15 protein-coding genes are annotated in these 17,847 nt (G+C 73.0%); 7 read left to right on the top strand and 8 right to left on the bottom strand.

Annotated elements, in window-relative coordinates:
- Window positions 1-9: 9 nt before the first annotated feature.
- Both GA0070621_RS03350 and GA0070621_RS03345 read right to left on the bottom strand, forming a co-directional pair.
- Complete coding sequence (locus GA0070621_RS03350) at window positions 10-672, bottom strand: class F sortase (protein WP_091191478.1); 663 nt, start codon at window positions 670-672, stop codon at window positions 10-12.
- Between the two features lie 7 nt (window positions 673-679).
- The gene (locus GA0070621_RS03345; RefSeq protein WP_091191476.1) at window positions 680-1,267 is read right to left on the bottom strand and encodes a hypothetical protein; all 588 of its coding nucleotides are present in this window, start codon (window positions 1,265-1,267) and stop codon (window positions 680-682) included.
- A gap of 294 nt (window positions 1,268-1,561) precedes the next feature.
- On the opposite strand from GA0070621_RS03345, the gene trmB reads away from it, so the two are divergent.
- The 4 genes from trmB to GA0070621_RS03325 all read left to right on the top strand — a co-directional run bounded on the left by trmB (window position 1,562) and on the right by GA0070621_RS03325 (window position 6,645).
- Complete coding sequence (gene trmB / locus GA0070621_RS03340) at window positions 1,562-2,266, top strand: tRNA (guanosine(46)-N7)-methyltransferase TrmB (RefSeq protein ID WP_091191475.1); 705 nt, start codon at window positions 1,562-1,564, stop codon at window positions 2,264-2,266.
- A gap of 72 nt (window positions 2,267-2,338) precedes the next feature.
- Window positions 2,339-4,843, top strand: coding sequence for a DEAD/DEAH box helicase (locus GA0070621_RS03335; protein WP_091191473.1), 2,505 nt, complete (start codon window positions 2,339-2,341; stop codon window positions 4,841-4,843).
- A 144-nt stretch (window positions 4,844-4,987) separates the two neighbouring features.
- Window positions 4,988-5,890, top strand: coding sequence for a CPBP family intramembrane glutamic endopeptidase (locus GA0070621_RS03330; RefSeq protein ID WP_091191471.1), 903 nt, complete (start codon window positions 4,988-4,990; stop codon window positions 5,888-5,890).
- 107 nt (window positions 5,891-5,997) lie between these two features.
- On the top strand, window positions 5,998-6,645 hold the full coding sequence (locus GA0070621_RS03325) for a hypothetical protein (protein WP_091201959.1): 648 nt from the start codon (window positions 5,998-6,000) through the stop codon (window positions 6,643-6,645).
- Window positions 6,646-6,709: 64 nt separating this feature from the next.
- On the opposite strand, the gene GA0070621_RS03320 is transcribed toward GA0070621_RS03325, so the two are convergent.
- From GA0070621_RS03320 to GA0070621_RS03305, 4 genes are all read right to left on the bottom strand, one after another.
- Window positions 6,710-7,654, bottom strand: a complete 945-nt coding sequence (locus GA0070621_RS03320; protein ID WP_091191469.1) for an ABC transporter substrate-binding protein — start codon at window positions 7,652-7,654, stop codon at window positions 6,710-6,712.
- A gap of 35 nt (window positions 7,655-7,689) precedes the next feature.
- Window positions 7,690-8,610, bottom strand: coding sequence for an ABC transporter ATP-binding protein (locus GA0070621_RS03315; protein WP_091201957.1), 921 nt, complete (start codon window positions 8,608-8,610; stop codon window positions 7,690-7,692).
- Window positions 8,611-8,615: 5 nt separating this feature from the next.
- Window positions 8,616-9,608, bottom strand: a complete 993-nt coding sequence (locus tag GA0070621_RS03310; protein ID WP_167666553.1) for a FecCD family ABC transporter permease — start codon at window positions 9,606-9,608, stop codon at window positions 8,616-8,618.
- Between the two features lie 113 nt (window positions 9,609-9,721).
- Window positions 9,722-10,768 (bottom strand): FecCD family ABC transporter permease, encoded by a 1,047-nt coding sequence (locus GA0070621_RS03305; RefSeq protein ID WP_091201953.1) that lies wholly within the window; start codon window positions 10,766-10,768, stop codon window positions 9,722-9,724.
- Window positions 10,769-10,896: 128 nt separating this feature from the next.
- Between GA0070621_RS03305 and GA0070621_RS03300 the strand changes: the two genes are divergently transcribed.
- Both GA0070621_RS03300 and GA0070621_RS03295 read left to right on the top strand, forming a co-directional pair.
- Complete coding sequence (locus GA0070621_RS03300; RefSeq protein ID WP_091191467.1) at window positions 10,897-11,865, top strand: MerR family transcriptional regulator; 969 nt, start codon at window positions 10,897-10,899, stop codon at window positions 11,863-11,865.
- Window positions 11,866-11,972: 107 nt separating this feature from the next.
- Window positions 11,973-12,332 carry a YciI family protein gene (locus GA0070621_RS03295; protein ID WP_091191465.1) on the top strand — a complete coding sequence of 120 codons (360 nt, stop codon included), beginning with the start codon at window positions 11,973-11,975 and terminating at the stop codon, window positions 12,330-12,332.
- Here the strand turns inward: GA0070621_RS03295 and GA0070621_RS03290 are convergent, their stop codons facing one another.
- Window positions 12,333-12,800, bottom strand: coding sequence for a cytidine deaminase family protein (locus GA0070621_RS03290; protein WP_231920984.1), 468 nt, complete (start codon window positions 12,798-12,800; stop codon window positions 12,333-12,335).
- Window positions 12,801-12,900: 100 nt separating this feature from the next.
- Between GA0070621_RS03290 and hrpA the strand changes: the two genes are divergently transcribed.
- The gene (hrpA, locus tag GA0070621_RS03285) at window positions 12,901-16,896 is read left to right on the top strand and encodes an ATP-dependent RNA helicase HrpA (RefSeq protein WP_091191463.1); all 3,996 of its coding nucleotides are present in this window, start codon (window positions 12,901-12,903) and stop codon (window positions 16,894-16,896) included.
- Here the strand turns inward: hrpA and GA0070621_RS03280 are convergent.
- Window positions 16,893-17,831, bottom strand: a complete 939-nt coding sequence (locus GA0070621_RS03280; RefSeq protein ID WP_091191461.1) for a LysR family transcriptional regulator — start codon at window positions 17,829-17,831, stop codon at window positions 16,893-16,895. The genes hrpA and GA0070621_RS03280 overlap by 4 nt on opposite strands.
- Between the last annotated feature and the right edge of the window lie 16 nt (window positions 17,832-17,847).

Raw genomic sequence — 17,847 nt, 5'->3', positions numbered from 1 at the left:
TCACGGCTCTCAGGTGTCGACCAGCGAGGCGAAGGTGATCACGTTGTCCGCGTAGCCGGTCCGCCCGCCGACCCACTGCCCGCCGCAGGTGATCAGGCGCAGCCCGGGCGGGCCGTCGTCGCCGTACACCCGGTCGGCGGGGAGGTCGGCCTTGTCGAAGTACTCGACGGTGTCGACCTTGAAGGTCACCACGCTCCGGTCCGCCCGGGTCACCTCGATCCGGTCCCCCGGCTTGAGTTCACGCAGGCGGTAGAAGACCGCCGGGCCGCTCTTGGTGTCCACGTGCCCGACGATGATCGCCCGGCCCGGCTCGCCGGGCACCGGGCCGCGGTCGTACCAGCCGGTCTGGTCGTGCTGGCTCAGCGGCGGCACGTCCACCGAGCCGTCCTTCGCCCGGCCCACCGGGGTGATCGGGGCGGACACCTTGATCGCCGGCACGGAGAGGCTCACCGGGCGGCTCGCCGGCTGCCGGGACCGGGCCGGCTGGGCGGTGCCCGCCGTCGACCCGGTCGCGTCCACCCAGTCGAACGGCCCGGCGGTCCGGCCCAGCCCGGCCCCGGTGGCGAAGACCCCGAGCAGCACCAGCACCACGGCGAGCGGCGCCGACCAGGGACGACGACCCCGGGCACGAGCCACCCCGGCGGGCGCTCGGGGGGCGGAGTGGGCGGCCATGGCCGGCTCAGCGGCGGGCGGTACGGGGTCGACGCGCCGCCGCCACGCCGACCACCGCGCCGGCCACGGTCAGCGCCAGCCCGACCGGCACCAGGAGCTTGCCGAAACCGGTCCCGGCGGTCCCGCCGAAGCCGGTGGCCGGCCCACGGCTGGGCCGTACGGCCTTGACCACCTGGAGCATCGTCGAGGCGGTCTGCCCACTCGGGCACTCCAGCTTGACCCGGTAGTTGCCGGCCCGGGTGCGTTCGTTGACCATCGGCGAGGCGGTGAGCAGGCCGCGCTGCGGCTGCACCTGGACCCGGCCGAAGGCGTCGGAGATCACGATCGCCGGCACGGAATTGTCCCGGCAGCTCGCCCGGAGGCCGACCAGGAAACCGGCCTCCACGGTGCTCGGGGTGACCTCGACGAAGATCAGGTCAGCGGGCGGCTGCTGCTGGCCCTGATCCGGCGGATCGGGAGCCGGCTCGGCGGCGGTCAGCACGGCCGGGGGCGGCGCGGCGGCGGGCGGGCCGGCCAGCGCGGGCGCCGCGAGCAGTGGGGCGGTGCACGCGGCGGCCGCGATCAGCAGTGCCGCGCCTCGCGTGACTGACACCATGCCCCCTCTCGGGCCTCACCGACGACTCCAGCTCGGCGCGTCTGACGCCGCGCCACGACCTGGAGCCGTCGCCGACGACATCCAACCCGGCACCCTCTGACGCCGCGCCACGACCTGGAGCCGTCGCCGACGACATCCAACCCGGCACCTCTCACGCCGCGCCACGACCTGGAGCCGCCGCGTCGGCGGTGTCGGGCGGCGGGCCACCCGTCCTGCCGTACGGGATGAATCCTCTCACTCCCGGTCGCACCTCACATCCGTTCCGCGGCACCGGTCGCGTACGCTCGGGTCGCTGTGACCGCCACCGACCAGAACGCCGTGCCGCCCGCCCACGCCGCCGGCATCCGCACCTTCCATCCGCGCCGTGGCCGGATGACCGACCGGCAGCGCGCGGCGCTGGCCCGGCTCTGGCCCGCGTACGGTCTGGAGATCGCCGACCTCGACGGACCGTACGATCCGACGGCGCCGTTCGGGCGGCGGGCCCCGCTGGTGCTGGAGATTGGGTCCGGTATGGGCGACGCCACCGCGGCGATGGCGGCGGCCGATCCGGACCGACACTATCTGGCGGTTGAGGTGCACACGCCCGGAATCGCCAACCTGTTGGACCTGGTCGACCGGCACGGACTGAGCAACGTCCGGGTGGCCCAGGGCGACGCGTTGGACCTGGTCCGGGCGATGCCGGCGGGGTCGCTGGACGCGGTGCACGTGTTCTTCCCCGACCCCTGGCCGAAGGCCCGTCACCACAAGCGCCGGATCATCCAGCCGGTCCACGTGGCGCTGCTGCGCTCCCGGCTGGCCCCCGGCGGCACGCTGCACTGCGCGACCGACTGGGCCGAGTACGCGGTGTCGATGCGCGAGACGCTGACCGCCGACCCGGAGCTGGTCGACGTGCACGGCGGCTACGCACCCCGCCCCGCGCACCGCCCGGTGACCAAGTTCGAGCGCCGCGCGCTGACCGCCGGGCGGGAGGTCTTCGACCTGATACACCGGCGGCGCTGAAGGTCCGCGACCGCCGGAGGCGGGAGGCCGGTTGGCGCGGGGGGCCATGATCCAGGCACGATGGGAGCCGCCATGACTCTCACCTCCGCGCTGCCCGCGACCGCCGACCCCGACACCCTCTACGACACGTTCGCCGGCTGGGCGTCCGAGCGCGGCCTCGACCTCTATCCCCACCAGGAGGAGGCGGTCATCGAGATCGTCTCCGGGGCGAACGTGATCATGAACACGCCGACCGGCTCCGGCAAGAGCCTGGTCGCCATCGCCGCGCACTTCGCCGCCCTGGCCGACGACCGCACCACCTTCTACACCGCGCCGATCAAGGCCCTGGTGTCGGAGAAGTTCTTCGCGCTCTGCGAGGTCTTCGGCGCGGAGAACGTCGGCATGCTCACCGGCGACGCCAGCGTCAACTCCGACGCCCCGATCATCTGCTGCACCGCGGAGATCCTGGCCAACCTCGCGCTGCGCGAGGGCGCCCGGGCCGACGTCGGCCAGGTGATCATGGACGAGTTCCACTTCTACGCCGAACCGGACCGGGGCTGGGCCTGGCAGGTGCCGCTCATCGAGCTGCCGCAGGCACAGTTCATCCTGATGTCCGCCACGCTCGGCGACACCACCCGCTTCGTCGACGACCTGACCCGACGTACCGGCCGGCCGACCGCCGTCGTGCGCTCGGCCGAGCGGCCGGTCCCGCTGCTCTTCTCGTACGCGATGACCCCGCTGCACGAGACGCTCGAGGAACTGCTGGAGACGAAGCAGGCCCCGGTGTACGTCGTGCACTTCACCCAGGCCGCCGCGCTGGAACGCGCCCAGGCGCTGATGAGCGTCAACGTCTCCACCCGGGCCGAGAAGGACCTGATCGCCCAGGCGATCGGCAACTTCCGGTTCACCTCCGGCTTCGGCAAGACCCTGTCGCGGCTGGTCCGGCACGGCATCGGCGTGCACCACGCCGGCATGCTGCCCAAGTACCGCCGCCTGGTGGAGACCCTCGCGCAGGCCGGGCTGCTCAAGGTCATCTGCGGCACCGACACGCTCGGCGTCGGCATCAACGTGCCGATCCGTACCGTGCTCTTCACCGGCCTGAGCAAGTACGACGGGACCCGGACCCGGCTGCTCAAGGCCCGCGAGTTCCACCAGATCGCCGGCCGGGCCGGCCGGGCCGGCTTCGACACCCTCGGCCGGGTGGTGGTGCAGGCCCCCGAGCACGTCATCGAGAACGAGAAGGCCCTGGCCAAGGCCGGCGACGATCCGAAGAAGCGCCGCAAGGTGGTGCGGAAGAAGCCGCCCGAGGGCTCGATCGGCTGGGGGCAGCCCACTTTCGACCGGCTGGTCGAGGCCGAACCGGAGCCGCTCACCTCCAGCTTCCAGGTCAGCCACTCGATGCTGCTCAACGTCATCGGCCGGCCCGGTGACGCCTTCGCCTCGATGCGGCACCTGCTCACCGACAACCACGAGGACCGGGCCGCCCAGCGGCGGCACATCCGCCGGGCCATCGCCATCTACCGGGCGCTGCGGGCCGGCGGCGTGGTCGAGGAGCTGCCCGAGCCGGACGAGCAGGGCCGGCGGGTCCGGCTCACCGTCGACCTCCAGCTCGACTTCGCGCTCAACCAGCCGCTGTCGCCGCTCGCCCTGGCCACCGTCGAGCTGCTGGACCGGGAGTCCCCCTCGTACGCCCTCGACGTGCTGTCGGTGATCGAGTCGATCCTCGACGACCCGCGCCAGGTGCTCTCCGCCCAGCAGTTCAAGGCCCGCGGCGAGGCGGTCGCCGCGATGAAGGCCGAGGGCATCGAGTACGAGGCCCGCCTCGAACTGCTCGACGAGGTGACCTGGCCCAAGCCCCTCGCGGAGCTGCTGGAGAACGCGTACGAGATGTACCGGCAGGGGCACCCGTGGGTCGCCGACCACCAGCTCTCCCCCAAGTCCGTCGTCCGCGACATGTACGAGCGGGCGATGACCTTCCCGGAGTACGTGCAGTTCTACGGCCTGTCCCGGTCGGAGGGCCTCGTCCTGCGCTACCTCGCGGACGCGTACAAGACGCTGCGGCAGACCGTCCCCGAGGACGCCAAGACCGAGGAACTGGTCGACCTCATCGAGTGGCTGGGCGAGCTGGTCCGCCAGGTCGACTCCAGCCTCATCGACGAGTGGGAGCGGCTGCGCAACCCGTCCGACGTCGAGCAGGTCGCCGCGTCGCTGGACGACCGGCCGCCGGCGGTCACCCGCAACGCCCGGGCGTTCCGGGTCCTGGTACGCAACGCGCTGTTCCGCCGGGTCGAGCTGGCCGCCCTGCGCCGCTGGGATCTCCTCGGGGAACTGGACGCGGAGCACGGCTGGGACGCGGACGCGTGGGCGGACGCGCTGGAGCCGTACTTCGAGGCGTACGACGGGATCGGGGTCGGGCCGGACGCCCGCGGGCCGGCGCTGCTCATGATCGAGCAGGGCCGGGAGCGGTGGACCGTACGCCAGATCCTCGACGATCCGGAGGGCGACCACGACTGGGGCATCAGCGCCGAGGTCGACCTCGCGGCCTCGGACGAGGTCGGTGCCGCCGTGGTGCGGATCACCGCCGTCGGGCAGCTTTAGGGGTACCGGCGGGACCCTTGGCCCTCCCTCGCGGGCGGCGTCGGCCCTAGGGTCGAGGGCGACCCGCGCGATGACGGTACGCAGTGACGCCGCGACCGTCCGTCGTCGGGCGACGCCCCAGCCCGACGGTGAGGAGTAACCGCCATGGCCGACGGCCGCCCGGCTGATCGATCGCCCCTGCGCTTCTTCGTGCTCGTCTTCGCGCTGGCGATCCCGTTCTGGCTCCTCCAGCCGCTGACCGAGGGCATGTCGGACGTGCTCCCGATGCGGCTGCCGACCAGCGCCGCGATGTTCGTCGCCCCGTTCGTCGCCGCGCTGATCCTCACCCGGGCCGACCGCCGGCCGGGCGGCACCCGGCGCCTGCTGCGGCACAGCGTCAGCCGGCAGGGCATCGACCGCAGGCGGTGGTACCTGCCGGCGCTGCTGATCATGCCCGTGCTCATGTTCCTGTCGTACGCGGTGGCGCGCGCCATGGGCGACGCGGTGCCCGCCCCCCGCTTCGACCCCACCTACGTCCTGGTCTCGGTCGCGCTGTTCGCCGTGGCCGGCCTCATGGAGGAGGTCGGCTGGATGGGGTACCTGGGCGGAGTCCTGCAACAACGGCGCAACGCCCTGTGGGCCGCGCTCCTCCTCGGGACGGTCTGGGCCGTCTGGCACATCGTGCCGTACGCGCAGGCCGGCCACTCCGTACGGTGGATCACCTGGCAGTGTGTGCTGACGGTGGCGCTGCGGGTCATCATCTTCTGGCTCTACAACAACAACGCGGGCAGCGTGCTGCTGGCGAGCCTCTTCCACGCCAGCATCAACGTCAGCGACGCGCTCTACCCGGTCGACGGGTCCGCCTACAACCCGGTCATCTCGGGCGCGGTGATCGTGCTGGCCGCCGCCGCCATCGCGTTCCTCTGGGGTCCGACCTCGCTGACCCGGTTCCGCTACTCCTCATCACGCCCCGACGCGGCCCGCGTCGACACCGGTCGGCCCGACACCGCCGGTCGCGACACGGCCCGGCTGCCCGGTCCGGACAGGTCGGGTCAGCGGTCGGCGTGACGGCCGGGAGCGGGCACCGGAACCGCTCTGCCCTCATGACTGGGCGATGTCAGACCCGTCGATTAGAATGTATGTACTAATCGAGCTGCTGACCTGGGAGGATGCTCGTGACCGCGCCCACTTCCACCGCCCCGATCACTCCCTACGCCACCCTCCTCGGATTCACCCGGTACGTGGACCGCACCGGGCCCACCAAGGCCACCTTCGTCGGGGGCCTGCGCAAGCAGCGAGCGACCCGGCACGGCTTCAACCCGCACGGCCAGTTCGTCAAGGCGCTCAAGGCCGACATCGCCTTCCACACCGGCGGCACCCATCTGGCCCAGGTCGCCGACCTGGTCAAGCCCCGTTGGCGCCCGCTCTACGAGGCCCTCGCGCCCGGCGCGACCGCCTGGCTGCGTTCTCTCGGCGATCCGGCCGGCGTCGACCTGGCGCAGACCCGGGACGCCCTGGCCATGCTGGGCGACCTGCCCGTCAAGATCAACCCGCAGTTCGGCGTCCGATACGCCGACGGCCGCGCCGAGGCGATCCGCCTGCACTTCGACGAGGCGCCGCCGAGCGAGGAGGCCACCCTGGCCACGCTGCACCTGATGGCCCGGCACATGGACGCGGTCCTGCCGCACGCCGAGCCGGTCCTGGTCGACATCCGGCGCGGCGAGGCCCACCGCATGCCCGACACGGCGAAGTCCGACCAACTCGAACAGTGGCTGGCGGGCGAGGCCGCCGCCTTCCGCGCCATCTGGTCCACCGCCGCCTGACCCTGTCAGCCCGCCCCGCAAGATCGTGCTCGAACGTGGATCGAGCGCGATCTTGCGACGCCCCTCATGCGGAGAGGTGCTGCTCCAGGTCGTCGAGGATCTTGTTGGCGGCGGTGACGCCGATGCCGGTCATCCACGTCTCGTCGGAGACGACGTGGGCCTTGCCCGCCTTGACCGCGGACAGCCCCTGCCAGAGGCTGCCGGCCGTGACCTTGGTCTGCTCGGCGGCGGCCTTCTCGCCGTACGCGGTGACGAAGATGACGTCACCGTCCACCTCGTTGACCCGCTCCGGGCTGACCAGGTCGAAGCGCTTGTCCTGCTTGCCGTCGAGGCGCTGGCGCACCGGGCGGCCCAGCCCGGTGTCGCCGACGACGATGCCGGAGAACGACTCCGGGCCGTACACCCGGATGTTGCCGGGGATGAAGCGCACGATGGAGATCTCCCGGCTGGCCGGGTCGCCGAGCGAGACGCCGAACTCCTTCGCCCGCTTCTCGTACGAGGCGAGCAGATCGCGCGCCTGCTGTTCCCTGCCCAGCGCCTGGCCGTCGAGGAGGAAGTTCTCCTTCCAGGTGATGCCCACCTTCTCGGTGAAGACGGTCGGCGCGATGGCGGACAGCTCGTCGTAGAACTTCTCCTGGCGGAACTTGCTGCCGAGGATCAGGTCGGGCTTGAGCGCGTTGATCGCCTCCAGGTCGGGCTCGGTGAGCACCCCGACCTCCTTGATCCCGGCGAGCTTCTCCGCGCCGAAGTAGGTGGGCCAGCTCTTCGCCTCACCGGCGGTCGCCGCGCCGACCGGCGTGACGCCGAGCGAGAGGGCGGTGTCGATCTTGTCGGTGTCGAGCACCACCACCCGCTTCGGATCGGCGGGCACCTTGGTGGCGCCCATCGCGTGGGTGATCTCCCGGGTCTCCCCGGTGGCCGTACCGGGGGCGGGGTCGCTCTCTCCACAGGCGGTGAGACCGGCACCGAGGGCGAGGGCCGCGGTGAGGGCGGCGGCGAGACGACGCATCAGGGTCCTTTCGTGTGGTACGGGTCGGCGGGCGCTCAGGCGTCGCCGACGGAGGAGCCGGCCGGAGCCGGCGTTGCAGCCGAAGCTGGGGTAACAGCCGGGGCCGAGGGGTCGGCCGGGCCGGGAGAAGGGGCCAGGGCGGCCGAGGCGTGGGTGCGGGAAGGGGCCGGGGCGGCCGAGGCTTGGGTGAGGGCGGGCACGACCAGGGGGGCGCCGGTGACCGGGCAGGGCACGACCACGCAGCCGAGCCCGAAGACCGCCCGGACCAGGTCGGCGGTGAGGATCTCGCGTGGCGGTCCGGCCGCCACCACCGCGCCGGCCCGCATGGCGACCAGGTGGTCGGCGTACCGGGCGGCCTGGTTGAGGTCGTGCAGCACGGCGACCACGGTCCGGCCGCGTTCGGCCCGCAGCCGGTGCAGCAGGTCCAGCACCTCGACCTGGTGGGCGAGGTCGAGGAAGGTGGTCGGCTCGTCCAGCAGCAGCGCCTCGGTGTCCTGGGCCAGGGTCATGGCGATCCACACCCGCTGCCGCTGCCCGCCGGAGAGGGTGTCCACCGCCCGATCGGCGAGCCCGGCGACGTCGGCGAGGGCCATGGCCCGCTCGACGGCCCGGCCGTCCTCCGTCGACCACTGTGCCCACCAGCGCTGGTACGGCTGCCGGCCCCGGCCGACCAGGTCCGCCACGGTGATCCCCTCGGGCACCAGCGGACTCTGCGGCAGCACGCCGAGGCGTCGGGCCACCTCGCGGGTGGGCAGGTCGCGGATCGCCGTACCGTCGAGCAGCACGGCGCCGCGGCGCGGGGTGAGCAGCCGGGCCATGGTGCGCAGCAGGGTGGACTTGCCGCACGCGTTCGGCCCGACGATGACGGTGAACGCGTCGGCGGGCAGGTCGAGGTCCAGCCCGTCCAGCACGGTCCGGCCGTCGTAGCCGACGACCAGGTCACGGGTGGACAGCATCGCGGTCACGACCGCCTCCCCCGGGTACGCAGCAACAGGAACATCAGGTACGGCCCGCCGATCGCGGCGGTGAGCACCCCGGCCGGGAGCTGGGTGGGGGCGAACAGGCGGCGGCCGGCGAGGTCGGCCAGCACCAGCAGCAGCGCCCCGAGCAGCGCGGCGCAGAGCAGCGGTGGCCGTTCCGCCCGGACCAGCCGGCGGGCCACCTGCGGGGCGACCAGGGCGACGAAGTCCACCGCGCCGATCTGGGCGGTGACGGTGGCGGCGACCAGCACACCGGTGGCGGCCAGCCCGATCCGCCGGGCCACCGGGCGCAGCCCGACGCCGCGGGCGGTGTCGTCGTCCAGCGCGGCGGTGTGCAGCGCCCAACCGGCCCAGGCGAGCACCGGCAGCAGCACGGCGAGGGTGGCCCCGATCCAGGCGGCCTCGGTCCAGCCCTTGCCGGCCAGGGTGCCGATCAGCCAGAGCTGGGCGCGCAGCCCGTCGATCGGGTCGGCGGTGAGCATGACCACCTCGATGAGCGCGCGGAACGCGAACGCCACCGCCACCCCGGCGAGGACGAACCGTTGCGCGGCCAGCCCGTGCCGGGCGCCGAGGGCGAACACCGCGACCGCCGCGACCAGGCCGCCGAGCAGCGCGGCCGGCGCGACCAGGATCGCGGCGGCGCCGCCGGTGAGGGCCACCGTCGCGGCCAGCCCGGCGCCCTGGGTGATGCCGATGACGTCGGGGCTGGCCAGCGGGTTGCGGGCGACGCTCTGGATCAGGGTGCCGGCCACGCCGAACGCGGCCCCGGCCAGCGCCGCGAGCACCGCGCGAGGCAGGCGCAGGTGCAGCACCACCAGGTCGTACGGGGTGCCGGCACCGGAGACCGCGCGCAGCACGTCGACGGGCGCGACGTACGGGGTACCCAGCGACAGGCTGAGCACCCCGGCCCCAACCAGCAGCAGCAACAGCACACCCGCGACAACCACCCCCCGCCCCCGCACCACAACACTCACCGCCCCCACCCGCACCACCAACCGGCGATCTTGCACTTCGGAACGGTGATTTGGGTTATCTGCACGCTTTGCCGGGGCCGCAACTGCAAGATCGCCGGAGCGGCGGGGGCGGGTCATGCGGTCACCACCCGGGCGCGGCGGACCAGGAAGGCGAGCAGGGGGGCGCCGAGCAGGGCGGTGATGATGCCGGCCGGGACCTCGCCGGGCGGCGCGACGAGCCGGCCGACGATGTCGGCGGTCAGCAGCAGGGCGGGGCCGAGCAGTCCGGCGACCAGCAGGGTCCACCGGTGGTCGGCGCCGACCAGGGACCGGGCCAGGTGCGGCACCGCCAGCCCGACGAAGGCGATCGGCCCGGCGGCGGCGACCGCGGCACCGGTGAGCAGCACGCCGGCGGCCCCGGCGCCGAGGCGGACCAGGGCGATCCGGTGGCCCAGGCCACGGGCGACGTCGTCGCCGAGGGCGAGCGCGTCGAGGCCCCGGGCGACCAGGGCGGCCAGTACGGTGCCGGCGAGGACGAACGGGAGCACCTGCCCGGCGACGCCGACGTCCCGGCCGGTCAGGCCGCCGACCACCCAGAACCGGTACTCCTCGAAGGTGCGGGCGTCGATGCTGAGCAGCGCGTACACGATGGCGCCGAGACTGGCGTCGAGGGCCGCGCCGACCAGCGCGAGGGTGACCGGGCTGGCGCCCTCGCGGGTGCGGTTGGCGACGGCGAAGACCAGCAGGCCGGCGAGGAGCGCGCCGCCGACGCCGAACCAGACGTACCCGGTGAGGGTGCCGACGCCGAAGACGGCGATGGCCAGCACCACGCCGACGGACGCGCCGGCGCTGACGCCGAGGATGCGCGGCTCGGCGAGGGGGTTGCGGGTGACGGCCTGGAAGAGCACCCCGGCGAGGGCCAGGGCGAGCCCGACGACCACCCCCAGGGCGGTACGCGGCAGCCGCAGTTCCCGGACGATCGTGCTGGCGTCCCCGCCGTCCGGGGCGGTGAGCGCATTCCACACCGCCTCGGCGGGCAGCGGCCGGCTGCCGAGCGCCAGGCTGGCGACCAGTGCGACGGTGAGCAGGAGCGCCGCCGCCAGGGTGACCGCGAGGCGGCGGCCGACGCCTCGGCGGACGGGGGTGTCGGCCCGGGCGGGCCGGGCGGCGACGCTGGTCACGGGCATTCCGTCCTGTTGGCTTAGGTTCGCCTTACCTTAGCCGAGAGGGTTAGGTGAACCTAACTCGGGATCGTCGATCCTCCGGCCGGGTTGCGGCTCCAGCAACGGGAGGCGCAAGGCTGAGGGACATGAACGGCGAGCGGCTCTACTCGATCGGCGACCTGGCCCGGCGTACCGGGATGACGGTCAAGACCATCCGGTTCTACTCCGACCGCGGGATCGTGCCGCCGGCCGACCGCGGCCCGACCGGCCACCGCCGCTACGGCCTGGACGCCGTCGCCCGCCTGGACCTCGTACGGACGCTGCGCGACCTCGGACTGGACCTGGCCACTATCCGCGCCATCGTGGACCGGGAGGTCTCGCTGCCCGACGTCGCCGCGGCACACGCCGAGGCACTGGCGGCCCAGATCCGTGTGCTGCGCCTGCGGCGCGCGGTGCTGACGGCGGTGGCCCGGCGCGGGTCCACACCCGAGGAGATGAGACTCATGCACAGGCTGGCGAAGCTCTCCGACGCCGAACGTCGGCGACTGATCGACAAGTTTCTGGACGCCGCCCTCACCGGCCTGGCCGGCGATCCCGCGTTCGCGGGGATCCGGCGGTCCCTGACCCCCGAACTCCCCGACAATCCCAGCACCGAACAGGTCGAGGCGTGGGTGGAGTTGGCCGAACTCGCCCAGGACCCGGACTTCCGGGCCAGCCTGCGGCGGCTGGCGGAGCAGCACGCGGCGGACCACGCCGACGCGCCGGTCGTACGCCGGGACGCGGTCGCGGTGGTCCGGGAGCAGGTCGGGCCGGCGGTGGCCGCCGGCGTCGATCCGGTCTCGCACGGCGCCGACGATGTGGTCGCCGCGGTCATGGTCCGGTACGCGCGGCTCTGCGGCCTCCCCGACGACGTCGACCTCCGGCGGCGGATGCTGGACCGGCTGGAGGCCGCGTCCGACCCCCGACGCGAGCGCTACCTGCACCTGCTCTCGGTGATCAACGGCTGGTCAACGGACGAGAGCCTGGCGCCGGTCCTCGACTGGTCGGTCCGCGCCCTGCGAGCCCGAACCCCTGATCCGTCGGGTACGCCCGGATTGAACGACGACATTCGATGAAATGACACCTTCCCGCCGGACACGTAGGTAGTGGCACCTGCGAGAGCCTCCGGGGATCGCCGCCTCGGCCGGCCCCTTTCGACCTATTTGCCCCCTACGCTGGGGGCATGCGATTCGACCAGCACACCGTCGTCCTCCTGGCCCGTCCCGCCGACCCACCCGAGCTGCCCCGGGACGCGGCCGACCGGTTGCAGGACGCGCACCTGGCCCACCAGGCCGGGCTGGTGGAGCAGGGCGCGATCCTCGCCGCCGGCCCGTTCCTCGGCGGCGAGGACGAGCGGATCCGCGGCTTCGTCGTACTCTCGGTGGACCCGCAGATGGCCCGCGAGCTGTACGCCAACGACCCCGCCGTGCGCTCCGGACAGCTGGTCGCCCGGGTGATGAGCTGGATGGTGCCGGAGGGCGTGCTCCGGTTCGAGTCGGTCCCGGTGCCCACGTCCATGCTGGAGATGGCGTCCGGGGACTGACTAGTCCTCCGCGGCCTGACGGCTGCCCGGCACCACCGGCATCGGCCACACCCCGGTCCGCGGCACGGCCGGCACCTCCACCTGGTGATCCGACCAGACGTACGTCTCGGGCAGCAGGTCGGCCACCGGAACCACGCGCAGCGCGTCCATCGGGCCGACGATCACCCTGATCGACGGGAAGTAGTCGAAGAGCACCTGCCGGCAGCGACCGCACGGCGGGATGACGCCCCGGCCCCGGTCGCCCACCGCGACGATGGTCTCCAGTTCGCCGGCGCCCTGGGTGGCGGCGGCGCCGACGGCCACCACCTCCGCGCACGGGCCCCCGGTGAAGTGGTAGACGTTCACGCCGGTGAAGACCCGGCCGTCGGTGGTCCGTACGGCGGCGGCGACGCTGTGGTTGTCACTGCGGCAGCGCAGCTTGGCCACGGCCGTGGCGGCCTGCACCAGCGCCCGGTCGGTGTCGCGCATGATCATCACGTCCCGTCGTCGACCTCGGTCGGCGGCCACTCTAGTCGGGGCGGTAACCCGGGCGCGCTCCGACGCGCGGCTGCCTATCCTTGGCGACGACATGCAGAATCCAGCCGTACCCGCCGCATCCGACGCCGCCCGCGACCTGCACCGCCGCCTCTCCCCCCTGATGTTCCGCGACCAGCGTCGCCTGCAACGGCGGCTGGACGGGGTCCGGAAGCTGCGCGACCCGCAGCGGCGCGAGGCGGCGCTGGCCGAGATCGCGGCCGAGGTGGCCCGGGCCGAGTCCCGGCTGCTGAGCCGGCGGGCCGCCGTGCCGACGATCACGTATCCGGCCCAGTTGCCGGTCAGCGAGCGCAAGGACGACATCGCCGCCGCCATCCGCGACCACCAGGTGGTGATCGTGGCCGGCGAGACCGGCTCCGGCAAGACCACCCAGCTGCCCAAGATCTGCCTGGAGCTGGGCCGCGGGATCAACGGGCTGATCGGGCACACCCAGCCCCGCCGGCTCGCCGCGCGTACGGTGGCGGACCGGATCGCCGAGGAACTCGGCACCGAGTTGGGCGACGTGGTCGGCTACAAGGTGCGCTTCACCGACCAGGTCGGCGAGAACAGCCTGGTCAAGCTGATGACCGACGGCATCCTGCTGGCCGAGTTGCAGACCGACCGGATGCTGCGCCAGTACGACACGTTGATCATCGACGAGGCGCACGAGCGCAGCCTCAACATCGACTTCATCCTGGGCTACCTGAGACAGCTCCTCCCCCGGCGTCCCGACCTCAAGGTGGTCATCACCTCGGCGACCATCGAGACCGACCGGTTCGCCAGGCACTTCGCCGACGCCGAGGGCAACCCCGCGCCCGTCGTCGAGGTGTCCGGCCGGACGTACCCGGTCGAGGTGCGGTACCGGCCGCTGGTCGAGGTCACCGAGACCGAGGAGGAGGACGAGGCCGACGAGGAGAACGTCCGCGACCAGATCCAGGCCATCGGCGACGCGGTCGAGGAGTTGGCCGCCGAGGGACCGGGCGACATCCTGGTCTTCCTCAGCGGCGAGCGGGAGATCCGGGACACCGCGGAGGCGCTCGGCAAGCTGGTGCAGAAGAAGCGGTCCCTGCTGGGCACCGAGATCCTCCCGCTGTACGCGCGACTGTCCACCGCCGAGCAGCACCGGGTGTTCGCCCCGCACGCCGGACGCCGGGTGGTGCTCGCCACCAACGTCGCGGAGACCTCGCTGACCGTCCCCGGCATCAAGTACGTGGTGGACCCGGGCACCGCCCGGATCTCCCGCTACTCCAGCCGGCTCAAGGTGCAGCGGCTGCCGATCGAGCCGGTGTCGCAGGCGTCGGCCAACCAGCGCAAGGGGCGCTGCGGGCGTACCTCGGACGGCATCTGCGTCCGCCTCTACGACGAGCAGGACTTCGAGTCCCGCCCGGAGTTCACCGACCCGGAGATCCTGCGCACCAACCTCGCCTCGGTCATCCTCCAGATGACCTCCATCGGGCTCGGCGACATCGCCGCGTTCCCGTTCATCGACCCGCCGGACCGGCGCAACATCACCGACGGCGTGAACCTGCTGCACGAGCTGGGCGCGCTCGACCCGGCCGAGACCGACCCGGCGAAGCGGCTCACCGCGCTGGGCCGGCGGCTGGCCCAGCTCCCGGTCGACCCCCGGCTGGCCCGGATGGTGCTGGAGGGCGAGCGGAACGGCTGCGCCACCGAGGTGATCGTGATCGCCGCCGCGCTCTCCATCCAGGATCCCCGGGAGCGGCCGGCGGAGAAGCAGGCCCAGGCCGACCAGGCGCACGCCCGGTTCGCCGACAAGGAGTCGGACTTCGTCGCGTACCTCAACCTGTGGCGGTACCTGCGCGAGCAGCAGCGCGCCCTGTCGTCCAGCGCGTTCCGCCGGATGTGCAAGGCGGAATACCTGAACTACCTGCGGGTCCGCGAGTGGCAGGACATCGTCAGCCAGCTGCGCCAGGTACTGCGTACCGGAGAAAAGGGGGACGGGCGCCGCGGGGCCGGCGCGGACCTGCCGGAGGAGATCGACACCCCGAAGGTGCACCAGTCCCTGCTGCCCGGCCTGCTCTCGCACATCGGGCTCAAGGACACCCAGAAGAACGAGTACCTGGGGGCGCGCGGGGCGAAGTTCGCCGTCTTCCCGGGCTCGGCGCTGTTCAGGAAGCCGCCGCGCTGGGTGATGGCCGCCGAGCTGGTGGAGACCTCCCGGCTCTGGGGCCGGGTCGCCGGCCGGGTCGAGCCCGAGTGGGTCGAACCGCTCGCCCAGCACCTGGTCAAGCGCAGCTACAGCGAGCCGCACTGGGAGAAGAAGCAGGCCGCGGTGATGGCCTACGAGAAGGTCACCCTGTACGGCATCCCGATCGTCAGCTCCCGCAAGGTCAACTTCGGGCGGATCGACCCGGCGCTGTCCCGCGAGCTGTTCATCCGGCACGCCCTGGTCGAGGGCGACTGGCAGACCCACCACCACTTCTGGCGGGACAACCAGCGGCTGCTCACCGAGGTGGAGGAGCTGGAGAACCGGGCCCGGCGGCGGGACATCCTCGTCGACGACGAGACCATCTTCCACTTCTACGACCAGCGGATCCCCGCCGACGTGGTCTCCGGCCGGCACTTCGACGCCTGGTGGAAGACGGTCCGCCGGGAGCAGCCGGAGCTGCTCGCCTTCACCCGCGAGCTGCTGGTCAACGCCGGTCGCGGCGGGGTGGACGAGGCCGACTACCCGGACGAGTGGCGCGCCGACGGGGTGACCCTCCCGCTGACCTACACCTTCGACCCGGGCACCCCGACCGACGGGGTCACCGTGGACATCCCGCTGCCGCTGCTCAACCAGGTGCCGGCGGAGAGCTTCGACTGGCAGGTGCCCGGGCTGCGCGAGGAGTTGGTCATCGCGCTGATCCGGTCGCTGCCCAAGGCACTACGCCGCAACTTCGTCCCGGTGCCCGACTACGCCCGTGCCGCCCTCGCGGCGATCACCCCCGGTGAGGAGCCGCTGCTCGACGCGCTCACCCGGCAGCTGCGCCGGATGACCGGGGTGACCGTGCCGCCGCAGTCCTGGGACCTGGACAAGCTGCCGCCGCACCTGCGGGTCACCTTCCGGGTGCTCGGCGAGGACGACAAACCGGTCGCCGAGGGCAAGGACCTGCCGGCCCTGCAACGCCAGCTCCGCCAGGAGGTACGCCAGGTCGTCGCCGCCGCCGCGCCGGACGTGGCCCGGACCGGGCTCACCGAGTGGACTCTCGACACCCTGCCGCGCACCATCGAGCAGGTCCGCGCCGGGTACGCGGTGACCGCGTACCCGGCCCTGGTCGACGAGGGCGCCACGGTCGGGGTGAAGGTGTTCGACTCCCCCGCCGAGCAGGACGCCGCGCACTGGGCCGGCACCCGGCGGCTGCTCCGGCTGACCCTGCCGTCCCCGGCGAAATTCCTCCAGGGACGCCTGAGCAACGAGGCCAAGCTGGCGCTGTCCCGCAACCCGCACGGCGGGGTGCAGGCGCTGATCGAGGACGCCACCGGCGCGGCGATCGACCGGCTGATGGCGGACGCGGGCGGCCCCGCCTGGGACGCCGACCGCTTCGCCGCGCTGCGCGACAAGGTACGCGCCGACCTGATCGACACCGTGGTCGAGGTGATGGGTCGGGTCCGCCAGGTGCTCGCCGCCGCGTACGCGGTGGAGCAGCGGCTCGGCGCGACGAGAAACCTGGCCGTGGTGGCCGCCCTGGCCGACATCCGCAACCAGCTTGGCGGCCTGGTCCACAAGGGCTTCATCACCGAGGCCGGGTACGCCCGCCTGCCCGACCTGCTGCGCTACCTCACCGCGATCGAACGCCGGCTGGACCGGCTGCCCGGCAACCCGCAGCGGGACAAGCAGCAGCAGGACCGGATCGCCGTGGTGCAGCGGGAGTACCAGGACATGCTGAACGCCCTGCCGCCGGCGAGACGGCAGGCGGCGGCGGTCCGACAGATCCGCTGGATGATCGAGGAGCTGCGGGTGAACGTCTTCGCCCAGGCGCTCGGCACCCCGTACCCGGTCTCCGAGCAGCGCATCTACCGGGCGATGGACGACGCCGAGGGGCGTTAGGGCAGCGGTTCGACGCCCGGTGGGAGTTCGTTGCCGACGGTGGCGTCGTGGACGTACTCCAGGAGGATGCGGCGCAGCTCGCGGCCGGCGTGGGTGGGCACCACGTCCCGGCGGCGGGCCACCGCGATGGTCCGGCGTACGCCGGGCCGGGCGAGCCGGGTGACCCGGATGCCGGCCCGGCGGGCCACCGCGATGCCCGGCACCAGCGCGACGCCGAGCCCCGCCTCGACGAAGCTGAGCACGGCGTCCATCTCCCCGCCGTCCACCGAGAGGGTCGGCTCGAACCCGGCCTCCCGGCACGCCTGGAGGGTGGCGTCGCGCAGGTCGTAGCCCTCGCGGAACATGACGAGCGGCAGTTCGCGCAGGTCGGTGATGCGCACCTCGCCGTCTTCGGAGGCGGCCGGCAGCGGGTCCACGGAGGCCACGACCAGGCTCTCCCGCAGGATCGGGTCGGCGCGCAGCCCCGGGTCGGTGCCGGCCGAGGGCATGATGATCAGCGCCAGGTCGAGGTCGCCGCGGAGCAGGTCACGGACCAGGTCCTGGGAGCCGCCCTCCTCCACCCGCAGGTCGACGGTGGGGTGGGCGTCGCGGAACCGGCGCAGCACCTGCGGCGCGAGCGAGGTGGCGAGGCTGGGCGTGGCCCCGAGCCGGACCCGGCCCCGGCGCAGCCCCACCAGCTCCTGCACCTCGCGGGTGGCGGTGTCGACGTCGGCGAGGATCCGCTTGGCCAGCGGCAGCAGCACCTCGCCCGCCGCGGTGAGGGCGATGTTGCCCCTTACCCGCTCGAACAACGGGGCCCCGAGGTCGGCCTCCAGGGCGTGAATTTGCTTACTCAAAGAGGGCTGGGTAATGCCCACGAGGTCGGCCGCCTGGGTGAAATGTCGTACTTCTGCGACCGCGACGAAGTATCGGAGCTGATGGAGCTGCACCTGCATAGCTTATGGCTATCAA

This window comes from Micromonospora narathiwatensis (assembly GCF_900089605.1).
GTDB lineage: Bacteria > Actinomycetota > Actinomycetes > Mycobacteriales > Micromonosporaceae > Micromonospora > Micromonospora narathiwatensis.
Note: the sequence above shows the minus strand (reverse complement) of the source record. Positions and strands in the feature narration are given on the sequence as shown.

Excerpts from the sequence above, each read along its gene's own strand:
- GA0070621_RS03350 (WP_091191478.1), bottom strand. The coding sequence starts at position 672 with ATGGCCGCCCACTCCGCCCCCCGAGCGCCCGCCGGGGTGGCTCGTGCC.
- GA0070621_RS03345 (WP_091191476.1), bottom strand. The coding sequence starts at position 1,267 with ATGGTGTCAGTCACGCGAGGCGCGGCACTGCTGATCGCGGCCGCCGCG.
- GA0070621_RS03335 (WP_091191473.1), top strand. The coding sequence starts at position 2,339 with ATGACTCTCACCTCCGCGCTGCCCGCGACCGCCGACCCCGACACCCTC.
- GA0070621_RS03330 (WP_091191471.1), top strand. The coding sequence starts at position 4,988 with ATGGCCGACGGCCGCCCGGCTGATCGATCGCCCCTGCGCTTCTTCGTG.
- GA0070621_RS03320 (WP_091191469.1), bottom strand. The coding sequence starts at position 7,654 with ATGCGTCGTCTCGCCGCCGCCCTCACCGCGGCCCTCGCCCTCGGTGCC.
- GA0070621_RS03315 (WP_091201957.1), bottom strand. The coding sequence starts at position 8,610 with ATGCTGTCCACCCGTGACCTGGTCGTCGGCTACGACGGCCGGACCGTG.
- GA0070621_RS03300 (WP_091191467.1), top strand. The coding sequence starts at position 10,897 with ATGAACGGCGAGCGGCTCTACTCGATCGGCGACCTGGCCCGGCGTACC.
- GA0070621_RS03295 (WP_091191465.1), top strand. The coding sequence starts at position 11,973 with ATGCGATTCGACCAGCACACCGTCGTCCTCCTGGCCCGTCCCGCCGAC.
- GA0070621_RS03290 (WP_231920984.1), bottom strand. The coding sequence starts at position 12,800 with ATGCGCGACACCGACCGGGCGCTGGTGCAGGCCGCCACGGCCGTGGCC.
- hrpA (WP_091191463.1), top strand. The coding sequence starts at position 12,901 with ATGCAGAATCCAGCCGTACCCGCCGCATCCGACGCCGCCCGCGACCTG.
- GA0070621_RS03280 (WP_091191461.1), bottom strand. The coding sequence starts at position 17,831 with ATGCAGGTGCAGCTCCATCAGCTCCGATACTTCGTCGCGGTCGCAGAA.